Below are 23816 nucleotides of genomic sequence, written 5' to 3' on the forward strand. Positions count from 1 at the left end.
ACCATCCGCGCACCCGTGGCCGCCGACCAGTAGACCGACCCGCCGGCGAAGTCGGTCTTGAACCCACCCGGCACCGCGACGTCGTCCCCGGTCGGATAGCCGAGCGGCCCGTTCTCGGCGCCCGAGGCACGCCAGCGCTCCAGGATCGCCCCGCGCACCAACCGGGCGCCGGTCGACGCGGTCCAGACGATGTCCCCGCCGGGGAACGAGGTCAGTCGGCCCGCACCGCCCGGCGCGTTGGTCTGGCGCTCGTCGGCATGCGGGTAGCCGAGCACGGCAGCGCCTCCCGCGGCCTCGTACCGGGCCGCGGTCGCGGCACTCATGGTGAACACCCGCGCCGTCCGCGGGTTCCAGTACAGGGAGCCGTTCTGGTAGGTCCGCCGGCAGCCACCCCAGGGCAGGCCGCAGAACTCCTGCCCGGTCGGGGCACCGAGCCAGCCGGCCATCCCACCGTGCGCCATGTAGGCCGTCTCGATGGCGCTCAGCGGGGAGAAGCCGTTCGTGGAGACCTCCACGCGGGCGAAGTCCGCCCGGTGCTCGAGCACGGTGACCCGGAACGGCCCGAGACCGAACCACACCGAGTCCAGACCCGGGAGGGTCACCCAGGGGTCGTTGCCCCACCCGTCCATCCGCGACGGGGTGCCGTCGAGGAGCAGGGAGGTGTCGTCCCCCTCGGCCGCCAGGCGCACCTGGACACCGCTCTGCAGCCGGACCTGGGCGCCGTTCCACAGGTACACCCAGTTCTCGTCCGTCCCCAGCCAGCCGTCCCGGCCGGTGGGCATCCGGTACTCGAGCCAGTAGACCTGCCCGTTGGTGTCCACCAACCGCAGCGCCCGGGTCCCGGTGCGGGCGCCGACCGGCGACAGGGCGTACTGCACGGGTGCGGACCCGACCCTCACCGTGGGCGCCGCCCCCGACGGCAGCACCCCGAGGCGCGCCGCGTGCGGCGCGTTGAGCGAGCCCACCGGCCCCCAGGAGACGCCCATGACGTCGTACAGGTCGTCGTAGGGGCTCACCGCGCACGTGCCCCGGTCGAGGGTGCCGTCGCACAGGAGCTCGGAGGCGTGGCCCAGTCCCAGGTTGTGCCCGAACTCGTGCGCGATGACCGACAGCTCGGGCGCCTGCACGTAGGACATGCCGCCCGAGCCGATCCCCGTACCGACCGTGCCGAGGCCGTAGCCGCAGCCCGGTGAGCCGGCCGGCACGTACACGAGCAGGTGCCGGCCGGGGGCCGTCTGCCACCCGGCGCGGGTGGCGGCCTCTGACCAGAGCGCGAACGGGTCCTCGCAGGTGAGGGAGGACTGGGTGGTCCAGTCGAAGGCGGGCCCCACGCCGAGCCGGACGGCGCCGCCGGTCTGCTCGGCCCAGAAGGAGGCGACCGGCCCGTTGACCGTGTCGACCACCTGGGCGAGGGTCGTGCCGTCCCGGACGGCACCGGCCGGCTGCAGCATGACCACGGTGACCTGGTGGTTGACCGTGCCCTCGGCCGGAGCGGTGGCCTCGGCCGGGGCCGCGATCACCTCAGCGGCGAGGACCTCCTGCGCCGGGGCGAGGTCGGCCGCGGCCACCTCGTCCTCCACGGCGGCGCCCAGGGTCACCTCGACGGTGGAGCCGGTGTCGATGTCCTCGACGTCCTCCGTCGGCACCCGCACCGCATCGCCCGAGTCGGTCCGGATCCAGCTGACTAGGCTGTCGGCGTGGTCCTCCTCCGTCTCGAGGGCCGCCGACGGGGAGGGGTCCACGTAGCCCTGGACCAGTTCGCCCACGACGGTGTCCCCGGGGGCCGGCGTCTCCGGCGCTGCCGGGTCCGCGGGCGCGGCCGGAGCCGGCGGCTCCTCGGCGGTGGCGGACGGTGCGACCAGCACCGGGAGGACGGCGGCGGCCGCGACGGCGAGCGCCAGCAGCCGGGGGGAGCGCACAGGGGGCACGGAGGATCTCCAAGCGAGAGGGGCCGGTCCCCTCATCGGCAGGTCGGGCCGGTGGGTACAGGCGGGACTCAGTCCCCGGCGCGCACGCCCCGCTTCCGGGTGACACCCCAGCCGGCGAGCACGAGGGCGGTCAGGCCCGCAGCGCCCGCGGCCGGCGCGGCCCAGCCCGCGCGGGAGGCGGTCCGGACCGCGGCCGGCACCGGCTCGACCAGCTGCATCCCCGTGACGACCGGAGCGGCCGGGACCTCCTGGGCCGCCGGAGCAGCGGCGACGACGGGCGCCGGCGCGGCCACCCCGGCCGGGGCGGCCGGGGTGGCCGGAGCGGCAGCGACGGGGTCAGGAGCGGAGGCGACCGGCGTGGCGGCCAGCACCTGCGGCGCGGCGTCGGTCTCGGGCAGCGGGGTCACCGGGACGGCGGCACCGGCGGCGGGGACGACGGTCACCGTCGCCCCGGTCGCGGTGACGGCGTCCACGGTGACGGTGAACGCGCCACCGGCGACCGGCACCGGCACGCCGACGGGCAGCGCGGCCCGCAGGTCGTCGTCCCACCCGGCGGCCGGCGACGGGCTGCCGTCGAGCAGCAGCGCGGTGTCGGGCATCCGGCCGGTGCGGTGCAGCAGGACGCCGGAGTCGAGGCCGAAGCGGTTGCCGGTCGCGCCGAGCCAGGCATCGCGGCCGACCGCGGCACGCAGCTCCAGCCAGTAGGTGCTGCCCGTGGCGTCGGTCAGTCGCACCGCGCGGGTGCCGGCCCGCGACCCCAGCGGGGCGAGGGTGACCGTCGTGGCCGGGCCGGCCGCCTCGACCGGCAGCTGCGCCGAGGGGGGCAGCACGCCCAGCTGCGCGGCCTGCGGGGCGTTGAGCGACCCGACCTCACGCCACGAGGCGCCCATGACGTCGTAGTAGTCGCGGTAGGGGGCGGTGCGGCAGGCGCCGGTCTCCATCGCGGCGTCGCACTGGTGCCCCGAGGAGTGCCCGAGGCCGAAGTTGTGGCCCAGCTCGTGGGTGATGACCGAGGGCAGCACGTCGCGGACGTAGACCCGCCCGCCCGCGCCGACGCCGGCGCCGACCTGGCCCAGCGCGTAGGAGCAGCCGGGCAGGTCCCGCGGCTGGCTGCTGACGTAGACGACCAGGTGCCGGCCGGGGCCGGGCACGAAGCCGGTGCGGTCGGCGACCTCGTTCCACAGGGCGGTGGGGTCGGCGCACCCGGCGGTGGTCTGCAGCCAGTCGTGTGCGGCGGTCACGCCGAGCCGGACGGTGCCGTCGGTCTCCCCCGACCAGAACTCCGCGACCGGCCCCTCGACCGCGGCGACGAGCTGGGCCAGCGTCGCGCCGTCCCGCCGCCCACCGGCCGGGACCACCATCGCCACGGTGACCTGGTTGGTCAGCCCGGCCACCCGCGCGGCGCGCGCCTCGGGCGCCTCCTGCAGCAGCTGCGCACCGAGCACGTCGCGGGCGGGCTCGAAGCCCTCCTGGCCGGCGGCGTCGGGGACGTGCGCGCCCACCGTGACCTCGACGGTGGAGCCGACCGCCAGGCCGGCCACCGCCTCGGTCGGCACGCGGACCGCCTCGCCGGTGGGGCTCTCGACCCAGGTCAGCGGGGCCTCGGCGTGCTCGGCCTCCGCGGCGGAGCCGGCCGGCCCCGCCTCGGGCCAGGCCTGCACGATCTCGCCGACGACGGTGGACGGCCCCGCGGCCTCCTCCGCCCGGGCCGCCGTCGCCGGCAGCGTCAGGGAGAGGGCCAGCGCGGTCACCGCACCGGCCAGCGCCCGGAGCGGGCGGCGGGGGGCGGGGGGGTTCCGGTGGAGGCGCATCCCCCCTGTCCTCGGCAGCCCGCGCGCGCGTCGGCACCGGACGCCGGGGATCCAGTCGAACCCGCCGTCACATCCGACCCAGGGCTCCCCCGCGCCCCCGGCGACCCGTCAGGGACGCCTCACGCACCCCACCCGCTACGCCAGTGCGTCGGCCCTCATCAGCCGCCGGCCGGCCTCGGTGATCGAGCCGGACAGCGACGGGTAGATCGCGAAGGTGTGCGCCAGGTCGCTGACCGTCAGCCCCTTGGTGACCGCCAGGGCGATCGGCAGGATCAGCTCGGAGGCCCCCGGCGCGACGACGACCCCGCCGACGACCACGCCGGTCGCCTGGCGGGCGAACAGCTTCACGAACCCGTCCCGCAGGTCGGCCATCTTGGCCCGCGCGTTGGTGGCCAGCGGCAACCGCACGACCTCGATGTCGGCGCCCTCGGGCAGCGTCTTCTCCTGCACGCCCACCGTGGCGATCTCGGGGTGGGTGAAGACGTTCGCCGAGACCGTCTTGAGCCGGATCGGGGTGACCGCCTCGCCGAGCGCGTGCCACATGGCGATCCGGCCCTGCATCGCCGCGACCGACGCCAGCTGGAACACGCCGGTGACGTCACCAGCGGCGTAGATGCCCGGCACGCTCGTGCGCGAGACGCGGTCCACGACGACGTGCCCCGACGGCGAGAGCTCGACCCCGCACTGCTCCAGGTTGAGCCCGGCGGTGTTGGGCACGGTGCCGACGGTCATCAGCGCGTGCGAGCCCTCGACGGTGCGCCCGTCGGTGAGCTCGACGACGACGCCCTTCTCGCTGCGCCGCACCGCCCCGGCCCGGCCGCGCTCGAGCCGGCCGCCGCGGGACTGGAAGACCTCCTCGAGCACCTCGGCGGCGTCGGAGTCCTCGCCGGGCAGCACCCGGTCGCGCGAGGACACCAGCGTCACCGGGACGCCGGCCTCCAGGTAGCCGGAGGCGAACTCGGCGCCGGTCACGCCGGAGCCGACGACGACGAGGTGCTCGGGCATGTCCTGGATGTCGTAGACGTCGCGCCAGTCGAGGATCCGCTCGTGGTCGGGCTCGGCGCCGGGCAGCACGCGCGGGTCGGCCCCGGTCGAGACCAGGACGACGTCGCACTCCAGCGTCTCGGTGACCGCGCCGTCGCCGTCCAGCACCTCGACCCGGTGCTCCACCAGGCCGCGGACCTCGTCGGAGAGCCGGCCCTGCCCGGCGACGACCCGCACGCCCTCGGCGACCAGCCGGGCCCTGACGTCGGCGGACTGCGCCACGGCGAGGCCCTTGACCCGCTGGTTGACCGCGGGGAGGTCGATGCCGACGGTGGCCAGCTCGGCGCCCTGCACGCCGAGGGCGGCCGAGTCGCGCACGTTGGTCATCGCGCCGGCCGAGGCGATGAAGGTCTTGGAGGGGACGCAGTCGGTGAGCACGCTCGCCCCACCGACGCCGTCCCGCTCGACCACGGTGACCTGCGCACCGAGGGATGCCGCGACCAGCGCGGCCTCGTAGCCGGCCGGACCGCCGCCGATGATCACGATGCGGGTCATGGGAGTCCTTCTCGGTGCTCTGTGGACACGTGCGGTGCACCATTCTCCCCGTTCCGGGTGACGACGTGGCTCATCTCCCACCGAGGGGCGCGCCACACGGTCGTAGGCTGCCGGTGATGGGCCTCTACGCCGCCTACGGGTCGAACATGGATCCCGCACAGATGCTCCGGCGCTGCCCCTCCTCCCCGCACACCGGCACCGGCTGGATCAAGGGCTGGCGGCTGACCTTCGGGGCCGAGGAGTACGGCTGGGAGGGGGCCCTGGCCACCCTCGTCCCCGACGACACCACACCGGGCGAGTCGCTCGGCCCCGGCGTCTTCGTCGCCCTCTACGACCTCACCGAGGCCGACGAGAAGGCGCTCGACGCCTGGGAGGGCGCCGACCAGGGCCTCTACCGGAAGCTGCACCTGCGGGTGCACACGCTCACCGGCGACCAGGTGGCCTGGGTCTACGTGCTCGACGCCTTCGAGGGTGGGCTGCCCTCCGCGCGGTACCTGGGCGCGCTCGCCGACGCCGCCGAGGCCGCCGGCGCCCCGGACGACTACCTCGTCGAGCTCCGCGGCCGCGAGTGCCGCTCCACCGGCATCTGACCGGCGGCCTCTCCGGCTCGCGATCATGGCGCCGTGACCACCTCCGGGCCTCGATCGGTGGTCACAGCACCATGATCGTCCGGCGGGGGCTGCCGAGGTGACGAGCGACGGTGTCCACCATCCGCACGTGCCGCCGGTGGACGTCGACGGCGGTGAAGTGCAGCAGGGTCCAGGGCCGTTCGGTGAGCCAGTTGTGCCGGTCCCGGTCCGCGGCGAGCTGCTGCCGGGTCGTGTGCGCTCCCAGGCCGTCGAACTCGGCGCCCACCAGCTCCTCCTCCCAGCCGACGTCGAGCCGGTGGCGCCGGTACCCGTCAGCCACCTCCACCTGCACGCGCGGGGTCGGGAGCCCAGCAGCCAGGAACCGCCAACGCATCCGTGACTCCATCGCCGACTCCGCCGCACCGTCGGCGAACGGGATGAGCCGTCCCAGCCGGACGACGCCACGCAGACCGCACTGGTCGTGGTGCGCGGCCCTCAGCTGATCCGCCGTGCAGGTCCCCGCCCCTGAGGGCCGCATCCAGGCTGGCGAGGCCGTCGACCGCGGCGCCGAGCCGGACGACGTCACACGCTGTCCGGGCCGGTGGTGTGCACCAGACCCCCCGGTGCAGGACCGCGTCACCAGTCCCGAGCGACGACGGGTGGACCTGCAGCCCGGCGAGACGGCGGTTCTGCAGGCCGGCCGGACCGAGGAACTGCAGCGGCTCCCTGCGAGCGAGGTCGTTCGCGCGGAGGTCGAAGCCCCAGAGCGACGCCGCGGTGCTGTGGCAGGCCACCAGGTCACCACCCAGCCAGAGGGCAGCGGCGCGGATCAGCGCCCCAGGTCCGTCCGGCACATCGCCGTCCACGTAGATGCCCCGCCACGGGGTCGGTCGCCAGAGCCGGCGTCTGAGGTGCGAGCGGATCTCCGCCGGTGAGCAGGAGCCCACTGCCTGTTCACGGGTGAGGACACCGCCCTGCCGGTCCACGGTGCGCGTGAGGCCTCGGTCCACCCGGTGGAGGATGCGACCGATCGACTGCGGGACGTCCCTGGGACCGGGATCTGTGGAAGCCCCCGCCCCCTGGGGACGACCCGGCGATCATGGCGCCGTGATCGCGGCCCCGACCCCGCTCAGGCCGGCGTCTCGAGCAGCTTGCGCAGCGCGTCGTCGACCTGGTCGAGGTAGGACGGCGTGAGCCCGAACAGCGAGGCGTGGCCGTGCACGTCCTCGATGACCCGGAACTGGCTGCCAGGGATGAGCACCTGCTCGGCGGCGCAGTCCTCGGGCGGGAAGAACTTGTCGGTGCTGATGGGCATGACCACCGTCCTCGCGGTGATCCGGCCCAGCGCGGCGGCGAGGTCCCCGCCCGTGTGCCGGCTGACGTCGCCGTGCTGCCACTTCCAGGCCTGGGTCAGCAGGTCACCGGCGTCCATCGGCTCGAAGTACGCCTCCAGGAAGCCGACCACGAAGTCCTCCGGCGAGCTGAAGCCCAGCGCCCGCCAGTTCTCGCCGGTCCAGAACTCGTTGGACAGCACGTGCAGCGCGAACAGCCCGGCGTGCCGCTGCAGCCCGCCGCGGACGTCGGCCGGGTCGCGGTACCAGCCCCCGGCGTACCCGGGGTCGGAGGTGAGGGCGTCGACCAGCGTCTGCGCCCAGACGACGCAGTGCTGGTACATCCGCGCGGTGCCGGCCAGCGGCGCGGCCCGCTTGACCCGGTCGGGGAACCGGACCGCCCACTCGTAGGTCTGCTGGGCGCCCATCGACCCGCCGAAGACCAGCGCCAGCTCCTCGACGCCGAGCACCTCGCGCAGCAACCGCTCCTGGGCGACCACGTCGTCCCCGATGCGCACCCGAGGGAAGCGGCCCCGGCCGTAGGGGCCGGCCAGGTTGTGCGGCGAGGTGCCCAGCCCGCTGCCGATCTGGTTGACCAGGACGACGAAGTGCTCCGCGGGGTCGATCGCCCGGCCCGACCCGACGTAGGTGTCCCGCATGATCGAGTGGTTGCCCGAGTACCAGGTCGGGATCAGGACGGCGTTGTCCTTCGCCCCGTTGAGCGTGCCCAGGGTCTGGTAGGCCAGCTGGCAGCCGCGGAGGGTGGCCCCCTCCTCGAGCACCAGGTCGCCGATGTCGGCGAGCTCGAAGTCGCCGTGGACCGCAGCGGAGTAGTACGGGTTGTCGATCGGCATGGCCGGCCTCGTCTCGGCAGCGGGGACGGACCGCGGGCACGGCCCTGCCCGGACGCTAGCGTTCCGTGACCTGGCTCACCCGTCGAGTTCAGGAGTCGTGGAGGAAGGTCTCCAGGAGCTGCTGTGCGGCCAGCGCCGGGGTCAGCTCGCCGGCCAGCACCGCCTTCTCCAGCTGCGGTGCGGCCGCCCGGACGCCGGGGTGGGCGCGCAGCCGGTGCTCCAGGCCGTCGCGCACCAGCTGCCGCGTCCAGCGGACCTGCTGCGACCGGCGCTGCTCGTCGAACGCCCCGGACGCCTTCCGCCGGTCCTGGTGCTCGACCAGCTTGGCCCACACCTCGTCCAGGCCCTCGCCCGTCAGCCCGGCGCAGGTCAGCACCGGCACCTGCCACTCCTCGTCGTGCCCGCGCAGCATGCGGATCGCCCCGGCCAGCTCGCGGGCGGCCTTGCGCGCGTCGGGCGCACCGGGCCCGTCGGCCTTGTTCACCGCGATCACGTCGGCGATCTCGAGGATGCCGCGCTTGATCCCCTGCAGCTGGTCACCGGTGCGGGCCAGCGTCAGGAACAGGAACGAGTCGACCATCTCGGCGACGGTGATCTCCGACTGCCCGACCCCGACGGTCTCCACCAGGACGACGTCGTACCCGGCCGCCTCGACGACGACCATCGACTCCCGGGTGGCCTGCGCGACCCCGCCCAGGGTCCCCGAGGTCGGCGAGGGCCGGATGAAGGCGTTCGGGTCCACCGACAGCCGCGCCATCCGGGTCTTGTCCCCGAGGATCGACCCGCCGGACCGTGCGGACGACGGGTCGACCGCCAGCACCGCCACCCTCGACCCGGCCGCCGTCAGGGTCACGCCGAGCTGGTCGATGAACGTCGACTTCCCCACCCCGGGGACGCCGCTGATGCCGACCCGCCGCGCCGCCCCGGCGTGCGGCAGCAGCTCGACCAGCAGCTCCTGCGCGCGCTCCCGGTGGTCGGCGCGGTGGGACTCGACGAGCGTGATCGCCCGCGCCACGGCCCGCCGGTCACCGGCCAGCACGCCCTCGACCAGCGCAGGGACGTCGACGGAACGGCCCATCAGTCGGGTGGGCGGGTCAATGACCGAGGTTCGAGGACAGCGTCCGCAGCAGCCGCTGCGCCGCCTCGGCGACCACCGTGCCGGGCAGGAACACCTCGGCCGCGCCCATCTCCTTGAGCGTCGGCACGTCGTCGGGCGGGATGACCCCGCCGACCACGATGACGACGTCCTCGGCCCCGAGGTCGGCCAGTGCCTGCTTGAGTGCCGGCACCAGCGTCAGGTGGCCCGCCGCGAGCGACGAGACGCCGACGACGTGCACGTCGGCCTCCACCGCCTGCCGGGCGACCTCCTCGGGGGTCTGGAACAGCGGGCCGACGTCGACGTCGAAGCCGAGGTCGGCGAACGCGGTCGCGATGACCTTCTGGCCGCGGTCGTGGCCGTCCTGGCCCATCTTGGCGACCAGGATGCGGGGACGGCGTCCCTCGGCCTCCTCGAACGCCTCGGCCAGTCGGCGGGTCTCCTCCATGGGGCCGGATGCTCCTGCCTCGTCGCGGTACACGCCGGAGATGGTGCGCACCTGGCCGGCGTGCCGCCCGTAGACCTCCTCGAGCGCGTCGGAGATCTCCCCGACGGTCGCCTTGGCCCGGGCCGCGTCGACGGCGAGCTTCAACAGGTTCGAGTCCAGCTCGCGACCGCGCCGTCCCTCGGCCGCCGCCCGCGCGGCGTCGGTGAGCCGGGAGAGCGCCTCGCGGACCGCGCCGTCGTCCCGGGAGGCGCGCAGCTCCTCGAGCTTGGCCTTCTGCTGGGCCAGCACGTCGGCGTTGTCGACCCGCAGCACCTCGATCGCCTCGTCGGCGTCGACCCGGTACTTGTTGACGCCGATCACCGGCTGCCGGCCGGAGTCGATGCGCGCCTGGGTGCGGGCGGCGGCCTCCTCGATGCGCAGCTTCGGGATGCCGTCGTCGATGGCCTGGGCCATGCCGCCGTGCTCGGCGACCTCCTCGATGTGCGCCCAGGCGCGCCGGGCCAGGTCGTAGGTCAGCCGCTCCACGTACGCCGAGCCGCCCCACGGGTCGATGACCCGCGTCGTCCCCGACTCCTGCTGCAGCAGCAGCTGGGTGTTGCGGGCGATCCGCGCGGAGAAGTCGGTGGGCAGCGCCAGCGCCTCGTCGAGGGCGTTGGTGTGCAGCGACTGGGTGTGCCCCTGGGTGGCGGCCATCGCCTCCAGGCAGGTGCGGACGACGTTGTTGTAGACGTCCTGCGCGGTCAGCGACCAGCCGGAGGTCTGCGAGTGGGTGCGCAGCGACAGCGACTTGTCCTTCTGCGCGCCGGCCTCCTTGACCAGCCGCGCCCACAGCAGCCGCCCGGCCCGCAGCTTGGCGACCTCCATGAAGAAGTTCATGCCGATCGCCCAGAAGAAGCTCAGCCGCGGCGCGAACGCGTCGACGTCGAGCCCGGCGTCCTTGCCCGCCCGCAGGTACTCCACGCCGTCGGCCAGCGTGTACGCCAGCTCCAGGTCGGCCGTCGCCCCGGCCTCCTGGATGTGGTAGCCGGAGATGGAGATCGAGTTGAACCGCGGCATCTCCTGCGAGGTGAACGCGAAGATGTCGCTGATGATCTGCATCGACGGCTTGGGCGGGTAGATGTAGGTGTTGCGGACCATGAACTCCTTGAGGATGTCGTTCTGGATGGTCCCGGTCAGCTGACCGTGCTCCACCCCCTGCTCCTCGGCGGCGACGATGTAGAGCGCCAGCACCGGCAGGACGGCGCCGTTCATGGTCATCGAGACGCTCATCCGGTCCAGCGGGATGCCGTCGAAGAGCTGCCGCATGTCCAGGATCGAGTCGACCGCCACCCCGGCCATGCCGACGTCGCCCACCACGCGCGGGTGGTCGGAGTCGTAGCCCCGGTGGGTGGGCAGGTCGAAGGCGATCGACAGGCCCTTCTGCCCCGCGGCGAGGTTGCGCCGGTAGAAGGCGTTGGACTCCGCGGCGGTGGAGAACCCCGCGTACTGGCGGACCGTCCACGGCTGCGTCGTGTACATGGTCGGGTAGGGCCCGCGCAGGTACGGCGCGATGCCGGGGTAGGTCGCCAGGAAGTCCAGACCCCGCAGGTCCGCGGGGGTGAACAGCGGCGGGACGGCGATGCCCTCGGGGGTCTCCCAGGCGGCCTCCTCCACGCCGCGGCCCGTCGTCTCCTTGAAGGTCTTGGCCCAGTCGTCGACCGATGCGGCCGCCGCGGGGCGGCCCAGCTCGACGCCGCCGAAGTCGGGGATGACGCTCATGCCGGCACTCCCAGCTGCTCGTGGACTCGCTGCAGGACGTCGAGCGCGTCGCACCCGGCGTACACGTACCCGTCGACGCCCTCGACCGCGAGCGACGGCTTGCCGGCCAGCCACACCGCGGTGGCCCCGGCGGCGCGCAGCTCCGCGGCGAGTGCCGCCGCGGACTCCGCGTAGTCCTTGTCGGTGCCGCAGATGCAGGCGACCGTCGTCCCCGCGTCGGCGAGGCCGGAGGCCCCGTCCCCCGAGGGCGTCGCCACTCCCCCCGCCTGGAGCAGGTTGCCGGCGAAGGTGGCGCGCGCGGTGTGGCGGGCGATCGAGCCGATGGTGGCGAGGTAGACCCTCGGCTCCGACCCCGCCCGCCGGGCGGCGTCGGCGCGGTCGCGCAGCTCCTCGAACGCCTGCGCCGCCCGCACCCGCGGCAGCCCCCCGGTCGGGTGCAGGTCCGCGGCGGGCTGCCGCTCGGGGAGCCTCTCGGTGAGGTTGGGGAACTCGCTGACGCCGGTGATGGCGTCGGTGCGGTGCGCCAGCCGCTCGGCGCGGGCGTCCCACGCGGCGGCGATCCGGTCGCGGACCAGGCCCGAGCCCAGGGCGGCGGCCAGCCCGCCGGCCCGCTCGATCTCGGTGAACCAGCCCCAGGCGGCCTCGGCCAGGGCGTCGGTGAGCGCCTCGACGTACCAGGAGCCGCCGGCCGGGTCGAGCACGCGGGCCAGGTGCGCCTCCTCGACCAGCAGGTTCTGGGTGTTGCGGGCGATCCGGCGGGAGAAGGCGTCGGGCAGGCCGAGGGCGGCGTCGAAGGGCTGCACGGTGACGACGTCGGCCCCGCCCACGCCGGCGGCGAAGCAGGCGACCGTCGTCCGCAGCATGTTGACCCACGGGTCGCGCCTGGTCGTCATCACCGAGGAGGTGACGGCGTGCTGCCGCTGGGCGCGCACGTCGGGCGAGGCCCCGCTGACCTCACCGACCCGGTCCCACAGCCGGCGGGCGGCGCGCAGGGCGGCGATCGTCGTGAACTGGTCGGCGCTGGCCGCGTAGCGGAACTCGAGCGCGGCGAAGGCCTCGTCGGTGGACAGCCCGCCGTCGGTCAGCGCCCGCAGGTAGGCCACACCCGCGGCCAGCGAGCAGCCGAGCTCCTCGACGGCGGAGGCCCCGGCGTCGTGGAACACGGTGGCGTCCACGACGACGGTGCGCCAGCCCGCGGGGGCCCGGCGGGCGACGTCGGCCAGCCCGGTGAGGTCCTGCTCCTCCCCCGAGGCGGCCTGCACGCCGAGCGGGTCGAGGCCGAGCGAGCCGCCGGGGGCGAGGTCGGTGCGGCCGGCGACGTGGGCGAGCAGGGCCTCGGCGGCCCCCAGCCCGCCGGAGACCGACACCGGCGCGAGGTCGAGGTACACGTCGGCCAGGACGTCGCCGAGCGCGTCGACCGGGACCGCCCCCTCGCCGAGCTCCAGCCACAGCGAGGTGACGCCGTTCTCCAGGTCGGCGGCGATCGCCTCCTTCGTCAGCGCGACGTCGGGGTGGGCGTGCTGCTGGCGGACGTCCCAGCCGCCGGGCACCTCGCCGGCCGACCCGGGGCGGGCGCCGCGGACGAAGGGGGCCAGGCCCGGGACGCCGACCGCGGTGGGCAGGTCGCCGGCGTCCTCGGCGGTGTAGAGCGGGGCGACGCTGACGCCGGTGGCCACCGGCACCCGCAGCGCGTCCTCGACCGGGTCGGGCAGGTCCTCGCGCCCGGCCTTGCGCAGCACCCCGGCGACCAGCTCGCGCCACGCCTCCCGGGTCGCGGCCGGGAACCCGGCGGCGAGCCGGAGGTCGTCGGGGACCTCGTGCTCGGCCGGGACCTCGGCGTCGGCGGGTGCTGCTGCCTGCTGATCGGAGCTACTCACGAGGCCTCCTCGGTGGCGCTCGTCGCCCGCGTTCGCTCGAACTGCTGCGGTTCGCTCGCAAGCTCGCTCACGATCGGGCTCCCGGCATCGTCGGTCGATCAGCGTCAGTGTCTACCGTCGCGCACCCGGACCGGAACCGCTGGGGTGCGGCGACGGGCCGGGCGGCGGGGCGCCCGCGTCGGCGGACAGCGCGTGCAGCGCGGTGCGGGCCATCAGCCGCACGCCGACCGCGATCGCCCGCTCGTCGACGTCGAAGGTGCCCCGGTGCAGGTCCAGCGGCGCGCCGCCACCGTGGGTGCCCAGCCGGGCCAGCGCGATGGGCAGGACGTCGGCGAACCAGCCGAAGTCCTCACCGCCCATGCTCTGCGGGGACAGCCGCAGCCCCTCGCTGCCGACCGTCTCCAGGGCCGCCGAGCGCAGCAGCGCCACGGCCCGCGGGTCGTTCACCACGGGCGGCACCCCGCGCACGTAGTCGACGTCGACGTCGGCCCCGGTGGTGGCGGCGACCCGCTCGACCAGCGAGCGCAGCAGCGCCTCGGCGTCCTGCCAGGTGTCGCGGTCGAGCACCCGCACCGTGCCGCGCAGGTGACCCCGCTGCGGGATGGCGTTGGCCGCGACCCCGGCGTCGACCGCGCCCCAGACCAGCGACATGCCGGCGCGCGGGTCGACCTGCCGGGACAGCAGCGCCGGCAGGTCGGTGATCAGCCGGCCGAGGGCGTCGACCAGGTCGACGGTCAGCTGGGGACGGGCGGTGTGCCCGCCCGGGCCGGTGAGGGTGACGTCCATCCGGTCGCAGGCGGCGGTGATCGCTCCGGTGCGCAGGCCGACGGTGCCGGCTGGGAGGGAGGGGTCGCAGTGCAGGGCGAAGGCCCGGGAGGCGCCCTCGAGCACGCCTGCCGCGACCACCTCGGTGGCGCCGCCGGGCACGGTCTCCTCGGCCGGCTGGAAGACGCAGCGCACGGTGCCGGGCAGGTCGTCGAGCGCGGCCAGCGCCAGCACGGCGCCGAGGGCGACGGTCGTGTGCACGTCGTGCCCGCAGGCGTGGCAGGTGTTCTCGCGGGTCGAGGCGTACGGGACGTCCTTGAGGTCGGCCAGGGGCAGCGCGTCGATGTCGGCGCGCAGCACCACCGTCGGGTCCCCGGACCCGACCTCGACCACCAGCCCGGTCCCCGTGGGCAGCCGCCTGGGCTCCAGGCCGGCGCTGCGCAGCCGCTGCTCGAGGAAGGACGTCGTCTCGAACTCGGCGAAGGCCAGCTCCGGGTGGGCGTGCAGGTGCCGGCGCACGGAGACCAACTGCGGCTGCTTCTCGGCGACCCACTCGTCGACCGCCGTTCCCAGCTCCTCGGGGAACTGGGTCATGCGGCAGCGCCGCTCATGCCGCTGTGCCCCTCATGCCCCAGCGCCCCTCATGCCGCATGGCCCCCGGTGCACCGGGCCGGGCCGGGCACCGGCCCGGGCGGGGAACCGGCGGGGCCGCTGGCGGGCAGGCCGTTCCGCAGCTCGGCCTGCAGGCTGTCGACGACGGCGGTCAGGTCGCCGTGGTGCGCCGCGGCCACCGCGCGCTGCCGCTGGTAGGAGGCACCGACGGCCAGGACGCGCTCGACGTCGGCCAGCTCGGCCTCGCAGCCCAGCCGGCGGGCGGTGGGCACGAGCTCCTCGACCAGGTCGGTGATCGCCTGGCGCACCGGGCGCACGGTGCCCTTCTCGTCGACGACGATGTCGGCGTCCAACCCGTAGCGCGCCGCGCGCCACTTGTTCTCCTGCAGCACCCAGGAGGCCGGCACCGGCAGGGTGTAGCCGCGGTCGAGCTGGGTGTCGAACTGCTCGACCAGGCACTGCGAGAGCGCCGCCACCGCGCCGACCTCGTCGAGGGTGGGCAGTCCGTCGCAGATGCGCAGCTCGACGGTGCCGAAGTCCGGGTGCGGGCGGATGTCCCACCACACCTCGCGGACGCTCTCGATGGCGTGCGTGGAGATCAGCGTCTCCATGTACTCCTCGAAGCGGTCCCAGCCCGACAGCTGGTAGGGCAGGCCGGCGGTCGGCATCCCCTCGAAGACCTTGGAGCGGGCCGAGGCCAGCCCGGTGTCGCAGCCGACCCAGAACGGGGAGGACGCCGAGAGCGCCAGGAAGTGCGGCACGTACTGGGTGAGCGCGTTGACGATGGGGATCGCCTTCTCCGGCGCGCGCACGCCGACGTGCACGTGGACGCCGAAGATCTGCAGCCGGCGGGCCAGCCACTGCATCTTCTCCACCAGCTGCAGGTAGCGCTCCTTGGGCGAGATCTGCTGCGTCTGCCAGTCGGTGATCGGGTGGGTGCCGGCGCACATCACGCCCAGCCCGCGGCGCTCGGCGGCGGCCCGCACCTCGGCGAGCGTGCCGGCGAGGTCGGCCTTGGCCTCGGCGACGGTGCCGCAGACGCCGGTGATGATCTCGACGGTCGACTGCAGCAGCTCGTGCTTGGCCTTGGGGTGCTCCTCGGCACCCTCGGGCCGGATCTCCTCGAGGATCTCCACGGCCCCCGCGGTCAGCTGCCGCGTCTGCAGGTCGACGAGCTGCAGCTCCCACTCGACGCCGAGGCTGGCTCGCTCGGAGGACCGGAAAGGGATCTCCACGCTGGGAGTCTAGAAGGACCACCCCTCCCCCCACGCCTCGCGAGCTCGGCGCGGGCCCCTGAGAGGGGGGCCGCCGCCTGCCCCCACCGTGTAAGGGCCCCCTACAGGCGGGCCGCGGCCCCGGCCGCCGGGGAAGCGGCCTCGACCAGGTCGTCCCCCGCGGTCCTCGGCCGCGGCAGCCAGCGCGCGGCGGGCACCCGCGCCTGCACGGCCGCCACCGCTCGCCGTCCGAACCGCTCCTCGTCCACGACGGCGCTGCACAGGTTGCGCCCGACGACGAAGACGGCCCGGCCGTCCTGGGTCGGCAGCGCGGCCTCGACCAGCTCCCACGGGATGCTGTGGACGTCACCGTCGCTGTCGCGGTGGGCCAGCTCGCGCTCCCCGACGACCAGGGCGACCCGGCTCTCCCGGGAGAACAGCCGGGCCAGCGCCGAGGGCCGGAAGGTCTCCCCCGCCGGCAGCCGGTTCTGCAGGTTGCACACGTAGCGGCGCTCGATCGGGCCGCCCGGCCCGGCGTAGTCGACGTCCTCGGGCACGTACAGGATCGCCGTCGGCCGGGTGCCCTGCAGCGCCGCGGCCACCCGCTCGCCGGGCGTCGTCCGCCAGGCCGCCAGCACGTCCTGCACCGGGCGGAACGGCAGGTCGCTCACCGCGCAGTAGGCGGCGTCGGCGAGCTCGGACTCCACGACGGCACGCTCGTCGGCGTCCAGCTCCTCCTCGAAGCCGGCCACCGCGTGCGCGAGCTCCGCGAGGGTCGGGCCGGACGCGCACAGCTCCGTGTAGGCCTGCCAGAGCAGGCCGGCGACGGCCGCCTCCTGCCCCTCCCGGGCGTCGAGGACGACGGCGACCTCGCGCCGGTCGGCCGTGATGTCCAGGGCCATCGAGTCGACGGAGTAGCTCAGGCCGCGGGCGAGGCGGGCGGTGTCGCGCAGGCGCTCCTTGAGCACCTCGATGCCGATGGTCAGCGCGGGGTCGCCCGCGCCGCCCGCGGACAGCAGCAGGCCGACGCCGGCGCCGTGGCCCTTGGTCCACACCGGCCCGCTCTGCGGCCGCGGCGCCGGGGCGGGGCGCTCGGGACGGGGGCCGGCCGGGAGCGGCAGCCGCAGTCCGGCGGGCAGCGGCCCGGCGCACCACAGCGCGGCGTTGTCGCGGACGAACCAGCGGCGGGCGTGCGCCCGCACGCTCTCCTCGGTGAGGTACTCCGGGCCGGGTCCGTCGGCGACGGCCAGGCCCGGGCCGGTCAGGCCGAAGCGGGCGGCCCACAGCGCGCCGAGGGTGGAGTGGGCGGTGGAGCAGTTCTCCGCCTGCAGGACGCCGACCTCGAGGTCCATCCGCTCGGTGGGCAGGTCGGCCAGTGCCCGGCAGATGCCCTCGAGGAACGCGCCCACGGCCTCCGGACGGCCGGTCGCGTGGAAGGTCGTGGTGTCGACGTCGGTCACCGCGTTGCACCGCAGGTGCGACTTGGGCAGTGCGCCCATCGCGAGGTGCTCGACGAGGTGGGTGACCTCGATGGTCGCGAACGTCTCGTCGCGGAGCCCGACCCCGAAGACGAGGGCGGCGGTGGTCCGTGCCGGGCCGTCGGCGGTGAAGACGGGGACGCCGTCGATGTCGATGCGCTGCACCCCGACACACTCGGCCCCCCGCCCGCCCGCCTCCAGCGGACACGCCCGCAGCGGGACAGCTGGGACACGTGTGCCCCGTCACCGACGCAGGCACTGCGTTAGCGTCCGAGCGTGAGTGCACCCCCCGCCACGGACCCCGCCGCCCTGGCCGCCCGCGCGGCCGACGACCTGACCCGCGCGCTCGGCGGCGGCCACGAGGTGGCCGTCGTCATGGGCTCGGGCTGGGCGCCGGCCGCGGACGCCTTCGGCACCGTCGAGGGCAGCGTCGCCATCGGGGAGCTGCCCGGGTTCGCCGCCCCCACCGCGGTGGGCCACGGCGGCGAGGTGCGCTCGGTGCGCGTGGGCGACCGCAGGGTGCTGCTCTTCCTCGGCCGCACCCACCTGTACGAGGGCCGGGGCGTCGAGCCGGTCGTGCACGGCGTCCGGACGGCGGCCGCGGCGGGTGTGCGCACCGTCGTCCTCACCAACGCCGCCGGCGGGCTGGCCCCCGAGCACCGGGTCGGCCAGGCGGTGCTCATCAGCGACCACCTCAACCTCACCGCCCGCTCCCCGCTGGTCGGCGCCACCTTCGTCGACCTCACCGACCTGTACTCGGCACGGCTGCGGTCGCTGGCCCGCGAGCTGGACCCGTCGCTGGCCGAGGGCGTCTACGCGGCGCTGCCGGGGCCCCACTACGAGACGCCGGCCGAGATCCGGATGCTGCGCACGCTCGGCGCGGACCTGGTGGGCATGTCCACGGCGCTCGAGGCGATCGCGGCCCGCGCCGCGGGGCTCGAGGTGCTGGGGCTGTCGATGGTCACCAACGCCGCGGCCGGCATCACCGGCGAGAAGCTCCACCACGAGGAGGTGCTCGCCGCCGGGAAGGCGGCGGCCGGCCGGCTGGGCGAGTTCCTCGTCGAGTTCACCGGGCGGCTGCCGTGACGGCCGTCTCCGCGGGGACGGCCGGGGGGAGGCCCTCGTGAGCGGGCCGGTGCTGCTCACCGGTGCGGTCGGGCGGATCGGTGCGGTGCTGCGCGGCGGGCTGCCCGAGCGCGGCTGGGCGGTGCGCTCGCTCGACGTCGTCCCGCTCCCCGATCCCCGTCCCGGCGAGGAGCACGTGGTCGCCGACGTCACCGACCCGGCCGCGATGGCGGAGGCCGTCTCGGGAGCCTCCGCCGTCGTCCACCTGGCCGGCGTCTCCGGTGAGTCGACGTGGGCGGCGATCTCCCACGCCAACATCGACGGCACCCACTGCGTGCTGGAGGCGGCGCGGCGGGCCGGGGTCCCCCGGGTGGTGCTGGCGTCGAGCAACCACGCCACCGGCTTCACCCCGCGGCCGGCGTCCGGACTGCTCCGGGAGGACGACGGCCTCGCGCGGCCGGACACCTTCTACGGGGTGTCCAAGGTGGCGGTGGAGGCGCTCGGCGCGCTCTACGCCGACCGGTACGGCCTGGACGTCGTCTGCCTGCGGATCGGCACCGCCGCCGCCGAGCCGACGACCACCCGTCACCTGTCGACGTGGCTCTCCCCCCGCGACCAGGTGTCGCTGGTCGACGCCGCGCTGCGGGCGCCCTCCCCCGGGTTCGCCGTGGTGTGGGGCGTCTCGGCCAACACCCGCGGCTGGTGGGACCTCACCGCCGCCCGGGCGCTGGGCTACGAGCCGGCCGACGACGCCGAGGCGTACGCGGCGGCGCTCGTCGGGGTGCACGGCGAGCCCGATCTCGCCGACCCGGTGCACGGCCGGGTCGGCGGCGAGTTCACGACGGCCGACTTCGACGCCGAGCACTTCGAGGAGCGTGCGTGAACCTGCTCGAGACCGCCCGCGCCTGGGCCGACGCCGACCCGCACGACGGCGACCGCGCGGAGATCGAGGCGCTGATCGAGGCTGCGCCCACCGATCCCGGGGCCCACACGGAGCTGGAGCGCCGCTTCGCCGGGCCGCTGACCTTCGGCACCGCCGGGCTGCGCGGTCCGCTGCGCGCCGGGCCCGCCGGGATGAACGCCGCCGTGGTGACCCGCGCGGCCGCCGGCCTGGGCCGCTGGCTGGCCGACGCCGGGCACGCGGGCGGCGGCGTGGTCATCGGCTTCGACGCGCGCCGGCGCTCCGACGAGTTCGCCCGGGTCTCCGCCGCGGTGCTGGCCGGGGCGGGGTTCGCCGTCCAGGTGCTGCCGCGGCCGCTGCCGACGCCGGTGCTGTCCTTCGCCGTCCGGCACCTGGGGTGCGTGGCCGGGGTGATGGTCACCGCCAGCCACAACCCGCCCGACGACAACGGCTACAAGGTCTACCTCGACGACGGCGCGCAGCTGGTGCCGCCGGCCGACCGGGAGATCGAGGCCGCGATCGCCGCCGTCGGACCGGCGCGGGAGGTGCCGACGTCCGACGACTGGCTGACCCTCGGGGACGACGTCGAGGCCGACTACGTCGGTGCCGTGGTGCGGGCCCTGGACCCCTCCACGGTCCCGGTGATCGTGCGACAGGGGCTGACCGTCGCCTACACCGCGATGCACGGGGTCGGGGCCGCGACGACGCGGGCGGTGTTCGCCGCCGCCGGGTTCGCCCCGCCGGTGAGCGTGCCCGAGCAGGACGAGCCCGACCCGGCGTTCCCGACGGTCGCCTTCCCCAACCCGGAGGAGCCGGGCGCGGTCGACCTGCTGCAGGGGTTGGCCGAGCAGCTGGCCGCTGACGTGGCGATCGCCGAGGACCCCGACGCCGACCGCTGCTCGGTGGTCTGCGGCGGGCGCCAGCTCACCGGCGACGAGGTGGGCGGGCTGCTGGGCGACTGGCTGCTGCGCCGCGGCGTGCGCGGCACGTATGCCGCGTCGCTGGTCAGCGGCTCGCTACTGCACGCGCTGACCGAGGCGCACGGGGTCCGGTTCGCCGAGACGCCCACCGGGTTCAAGTGGATCGTCCGCGCCGGCACCCCGGAGCAGCCGCTGGTCTTCGGCTACGAGGAGGCGCTGGGCTACGCCGTCGCGCCCGACGTCGTGAAGGACAAGGACGGGATCTCCGCCGCACTGGCGGTCGCGCTGCTCGCTGCGGAGCTCAGGGCCACCGGCCGGACGCTGACCGACCGGCTCGACGAGCTGGCCCTCGAGCACGGGTTGTTCGCGACCGGGCAGCTGTCGGTGCGGGTCGAGGACCTCTCGCGGATCGGCGCGATGATGGCGCGGCTGCGGTCGGACCCGCCTCGCCGGCTGCTGGGTCGGGAGGTCGTCGCCTCCGACCTGCTCGACGAGGCGCCCGCGGTGGACGCCGTCCGGCTGCTGGGGAACGGTGTCCGGGTGATCGTGCGGCCCAGCGGCACCGAGCCGAAGCTCAAGGCCTACCTGGAGACGGTCGTCCCCGTGCACGAGGACGCCGGGATCATCGCCGCGCGCGGCCGGGGCGCCGACGAGCTCGACCAGCTGCGGACGGAGATGGCGGCCGCTCTGGGACTCTGAGAGGCGCCATGCCTGTCCTCCTCGAACCCTCCCCCACCGCCCGGTCCCGCCCGCACCTCGTCCGTCGCCCGGAGATCGACGGGCTCCGGGCGCTGGCGGTCGCACTCGTGGTCGGCTACCACGTCACCACCGGCCAGGTGTCCGGCGGCGTCGACGTGTTCCTGGCCCTGAGCGGCTTCTTCCTCGTGCACAGCCTCCTCGGTCAGGTCGAGCGGAGCGGCCGCGTCCACCCCCTGACGTCGATCACGCGGACCCTGTCCCGGCTGGCCCCTCCGGCCGCGCTCGTCCTGGCCGGCACCACGGCCGCCGGCGCCTTCGTGCTGCCGGAGACGCGGTGGCGGGAGCTCGCCGGGCACCTGCTCACGTCGGCGACGGCCACCGAGAACCAGCACCTGGTCGCGGAGTCGGTCGACTACGCGGCGAGCAACGCCATCGCCAGCCCGATGCAGCAGTTCTGGTCGCTGTCGATCCAGGTCCAGGTGTTGCTGGCCGCGCCCGTCGTCGTGGCCGCCGGGGCGCTGCTCCTGCGCGGGCCGCGGCGCCGGTTCGCCCGCCCGGCCGCCGTCCTGGCCGTCGCGGCGGTCACCGCGGCGTCCTTCGCGTGGTCGGTGGTGGCGACGCGGGCCGACCAGCAGGTGGCGTACTTCTCCACGCTGCCCCGGCTGTGGGAACTCGGCGCCGGGGCCCTGGTGGCCCTCGTGCTCGGCGGGGTCCGGCCGGGACGACGGGCCGGCGTGCTGCTGGGCTGGGGCGCGGTCGTCGCGCTCGTCGCGTGCGGCGCGGTGCTCGACGGGGCGCACGCGTTCCCCGGCTGGCAGGCCGCCTGGCCGGTGGCGTGCGCGCTGGTCCTGCTGGTCGTGGCCGACTCCGGCGGGCGCCACGGCGTGCACCGGCTGTTGGGCCTGCGGCCGCTGCGCTGGCTGGGGGCCCGGTCCTACGCCCTCTACCTGTGGCACTGGCCGGTCCTGGTGCTGTACCTGGTGCACACCGGGCAGGAGGCGCCGTCGGTCGAGGGTGCGGTCGCGGTCATCCTGCTCTCCCTCGCCCTGGCCGAGGCCACGCACCGCCTCGTCGAGCAGCCCGCTTCCCAGCGGCTCCGGACCTTGCGCCCCTCCCGTGCGCTGGGCCTGGTGGCGGCCGGGATGGCGCCGCTGCTGGTCCTGGGCGCGGTCACCACCGTCTGGATCGACCGCGAGGCCGCTCGCGTCGCGGCGGCGGCCGACGACCCGGACTACCCGGGCGCGGTCGCCCTCTCCGCCCCCGTCGTGGCCACCGGTGGGATCCCCGGGGTCGAGCCGCTGCCGTCCCTGTCGGTGATCCGGGACGACCACCCCTTCATGCCCGGCGCCGAGTGCACCGTGGCCGACGACCCGCCCGACGCCGCACCGACGCAGACCGAGATGTGCTTCCTCGGGTCCGATGACCGCGAGCGCCGGGTCGTCATCGTGGGTGACTCGCACGCCGCCCACTGGCTGTCCCCGCTGGCCGACCTCGCCGAGGACCACCAGTGGCAGCTGGTCTCGCTCATCCGCGCCGGGTGCAGCCTCTCGACGCAGTCCGAGTTCTTCGAGGAGGGCACGCCCGGGTACGAGGGGTGCGTGGCCTGGCAGTCGCGGCTGACCGAGCGCATCGTGTCCCTGCAGCCCGACCTCGTGGTCACCGTGGGGACCCGGACGGCCTACGGGACCGACGAGGAGAGGCTGCCGCCGGGGTTCCTCGAGGCCTGGCAGCAGCTCTCCGATGCAGGGCTGCCGGTGATCGCGATGCGGGACAGCCCCCGGCACCTGCAGGACGTGCCCGACTGCGTGGCCCAGTGGGGCGACGCCGCCGACCGGTGCGGGACGCCACGCTCGTGGGTGTACACGGACGGGCTGCTCGAGGCGGCGGAGGCCGTCCTGCCTACGGGGGTGAGCCTGGTGGACACCAGCTCCTGGTTCTGCACCGACGACCTCTGCCCGCCGCTGGTCGGCAACGTCTGGGTGTACCGGGACGACGGGCACGTCACCGGGACCTACATGCGCACGGTCCGGTCGCTGATGGAGGAGGAGTTCCTGATGCGGGTGGGCTGGTGACCGCCGAGGGCGTCCGGGCGCTGGTCTTCGACGTCTTCGGGACGGTGGTCGACTGGCGCGGCGGCGTCGCCCGCGAGGTGTCCCGGCTGCTGGGTCCGGCGGTGGACGCGGACGCGCTGGCCGACGACTGGCGCGGCCGGTACGTGCCGTCGATGGAACGGGTGCGCTCCGGCGAGCTGCCGTGGACGCCGCTGGACGCGCTGCACCGCGAGTCGCTGTCGTCGGTGCTCGCGGACGCCGGGCTGGCCTCCGTGCCGGCCGAGGTGCGTGACGAGCTGGTGCTCGCCTGGCACCGGCTGGACCCGTGGCCGGACGTGCTGCCGGGGTTGAGGCGGCTGAGGCGGGAGTTCGTGCTGGCGCCGCTGTCGAACGGCAACATCGCGCTGCAGGTGGACCTCGCCCGGCGGTCCGGGCTGCCGTGGGACTGCGTGCTGGGGGCCGAGGTCGTGCGGCACTACAAGCCCGACCCGGAGGTCTACGACTCCGCGGCGCAGCTGCTCGCGGTCCCGCCGTCGTCGGTGGTCATGGTGGCCGCGCACGTCGACGACCTGGCCGCGGCGCGGGCGCGCGGGTTGCGGACGGCGTACGTGCACCGGCCCGACGAGTTCGGCGGGCGGGTCGTGCCGCCTGCCTCGGACCCGGACGCCGACTGGTCGGTGGCCTCGTTCGAGGAGCTCGCCGACCACCTGGGGGTGTGAGGCAGGCCGTCGCCGGGGTTCTTCGTGGGTCGCCGGCGCTGCAGCGCCGGCGACCCACGAGGAACCCCGGCAATGCGTTCGGGTGGTTGTCCACAGTGGCGCGTGCCCGGGGCGGCGGCGGTCCGTAGTCTCCCGGCGACCGGTGATCGACACGGGGGTGGACGACGGTGACACGGCGCTG

Annotated in this window: 17 protein-coding genes; 6 read left to right on the forward strand and 11 right to left on the reverse strand. The window is 75.3% G+C overall.

The window, feature by feature from the left end:
* The 3 genes from BLS21_RS24920 to BLS21_RS02130 form a co-directional block, all read right to left on the reverse strand.
* Positions 1-1928 (reverse strand): LGFP repeat-containing protein (locus BLS21_RS24920; protein ID WP_483866613.1); only part of this gene is annotated, 1928 nt, incomplete at its 3' end.
* A 68-nt stretch (positions 1929-1996) separates the two neighbouring features.
* Positions 1997-3739: a zinc metalloprotease gene (locus BLS21_RS24925; RefSeq protein WP_175479366.1), complete on the reverse strand. Its 1743-nt coding sequence runs from the start codon at positions 3737-3739 to the stop codon at positions 1997-1999.
* Between the two features lie 135 nt (positions 3740-3874).
* The gene (locus tag BLS21_RS02130) at positions 3875-5278 is read right to left on the reverse strand and encodes an NAD(P)H-quinone dehydrogenase (protein WP_091213144.1); all 1404 of its coding nucleotides are present in this window, start codon (positions 5276-5278) and stop codon (positions 3875-3877) included.
* Between the two features lie 116 nt (positions 5279-5394).
* On the opposite strand from BLS21_RS02130, the gene BLS21_RS02135 reads away from it, so the two are divergent.
* On the forward strand, positions 5395-5868 hold the full coding sequence (locus tag BLS21_RS02135) for a gamma-glutamylcyclotransferase (protein WP_091213147.1): 474 nt from the start codon (positions 5395-5397) through the stop codon (positions 5866-5868).
* Positions 5869-5929: 61 nt separating this feature from the next.
* On the opposite strand, the gene BLS21_RS24460 is transcribed toward BLS21_RS02135, so the two are convergent.
* The 8 genes from BLS21_RS24460 to BLS21_RS02175 all read right to left on the reverse strand — a co-directional run bounded on the left by BLS21_RS24460 (position 5930) and on the right by BLS21_RS02175 (position 17445).
* Positions 5930-6241 carry a hypothetical protein gene (locus BLS21_RS24460; RefSeq protein ID WP_139176989.1) on the reverse strand — a complete coding sequence of 104 codons (312 nt, stop codon included), beginning with the start codon at positions 6239-6241 and terminating at the stop codon, positions 5930-5932.
* Positions 6242-6976: 735 nt separating this feature from the next.
* Positions 6977-8032 (reverse strand): alpha/beta fold hydrolase, encoded by a 1056-nt coding sequence (locus BLS21_RS02145; protein ID WP_091213154.1) that lies wholly within the window; start codon positions 8030-8032, stop codon positions 6977-6979.
* An 88-nt stretch (positions 8033-8120) separates the two neighbouring features.
* A complete protein-coding gene (gene meaB / locus BLS21_RS02150) occupies positions 8121-9110 on the reverse strand; it encodes a methylmalonyl Co-A mutase-associated GTPase MeaB (RefSeq protein WP_091213157.1) in 990 nt (329 codons plus the stop codon).
* 16 nt (positions 9111-9126) lie between these two features.
* On the reverse strand, positions 9127-11334 hold the full coding sequence (scpA, locus tag BLS21_RS02155) for a methylmalonyl-CoA mutase (protein WP_091213161.1): 2208 nt from the start codon (positions 11332-11334) through the stop codon (positions 9127-9129).
* Positions 11331-13211: a methylmalonyl-CoA mutase subunit beta gene (locus BLS21_RS02160; RefSeq protein ID WP_091213164.1), complete on the reverse strand. Its 1881-nt coding sequence runs from the start codon at positions 13209-13211 to the stop codon at positions 11331-11333. Before BLS21_RS02160 ends, scpA begins: the two co-directional genes overlap by 4 nt.
* A 111-nt stretch (positions 13212-13322) precedes the next feature.
* On the reverse strand, positions 13323-14570 hold the full coding sequence (locus BLS21_RS02165; protein ID WP_091213167.1) for an amidohydrolase: 1248 nt from the start codon (positions 14568-14570) through the stop codon (positions 13323-13325).
* A gap of 47 nt (positions 14571-14617) precedes the next feature.
* Complete coding sequence (locus BLS21_RS02170) at positions 14618-15823, reverse strand: glutamate--cysteine ligase (protein WP_091213170.1); 1206 nt, start codon at positions 15821-15823, stop codon at positions 14618-14620.
* Between the two features lie 101 nt (positions 15824-15924).
* Positions 15925-17445 (reverse strand): peptidase M16 family protein, encoded by a 1521-nt coding sequence (locus BLS21_RS02175; RefSeq protein WP_091213173.1) that lies wholly within the window; start codon positions 17443-17445, stop codon positions 15925-15927.
* Positions 17446-17556: 111 nt separating this feature from the next.
* Here BLS21_RS02175 and BLS21_RS02180 point away from each other — a divergent pair, with 111 nt between their 5' ends.
* From BLS21_RS02180 to BLS21_RS02200, 5 genes are read left to right on the forward strand one after another with little or no spacing between them, the layout of a single operon-like run.
* On the forward strand, positions 17557-18366 hold the full coding sequence (locus BLS21_RS02180; RefSeq protein WP_091213176.1) for a purine-nucleoside phosphorylase: 810 nt from the start codon (positions 17557-17559) through the stop codon (positions 18364-18366).
* A gap of 37 nt (positions 18367-18403) precedes the next feature.
* A complete protein-coding gene (locus tag BLS21_RS02185) occupies positions 18404-19228 on the forward strand; it encodes an NAD-dependent epimerase/dehydratase family protein (RefSeq protein WP_091213179.1) in 825 nt (274 codons plus the stop codon).
* Positions 19225-20865 (forward strand): phospho-sugar mutase, encoded by a 1641-nt coding sequence (locus BLS21_RS02190; protein ID WP_091213182.1) that lies wholly within the window; start codon positions 19225-19227, stop codon positions 20863-20865. Before BLS21_RS02185 ends, BLS21_RS02190 begins: the two co-directional genes overlap by 4 nt.
* A gap of 8 nt (positions 20866-20873) precedes the next feature.
* Complete coding sequence (locus tag BLS21_RS02195; protein ID WP_091213186.1) at positions 20874-22937, forward strand: acyltransferase family protein; 2064 nt, start codon at positions 20874-20876, stop codon at positions 22935-22937.
* Positions 22934-23635 carry a haloacid dehalogenase type II gene (locus BLS21_RS02200; protein ID WP_091213189.1) on the forward strand — a complete coding sequence of 234 codons (702 nt, stop codon included), beginning with the start codon at positions 22934-22936 and terminating at the stop codon, positions 23633-23635. The genes BLS21_RS02195 and BLS21_RS02200 overlap by 4 nt, the downstream gene beginning before the upstream one ends.
* Positions 23636-23816 lie beyond the last annotated feature (181 nt).

Source organism: Geodermatophilus siccatus (assembly GCF_900103785.1).
Lineage (GTDB): Bacteria > Actinomycetota > Actinomycetes > Mycobacteriales > Geodermatophilaceae > Geodermatophilus > Geodermatophilus siccatus.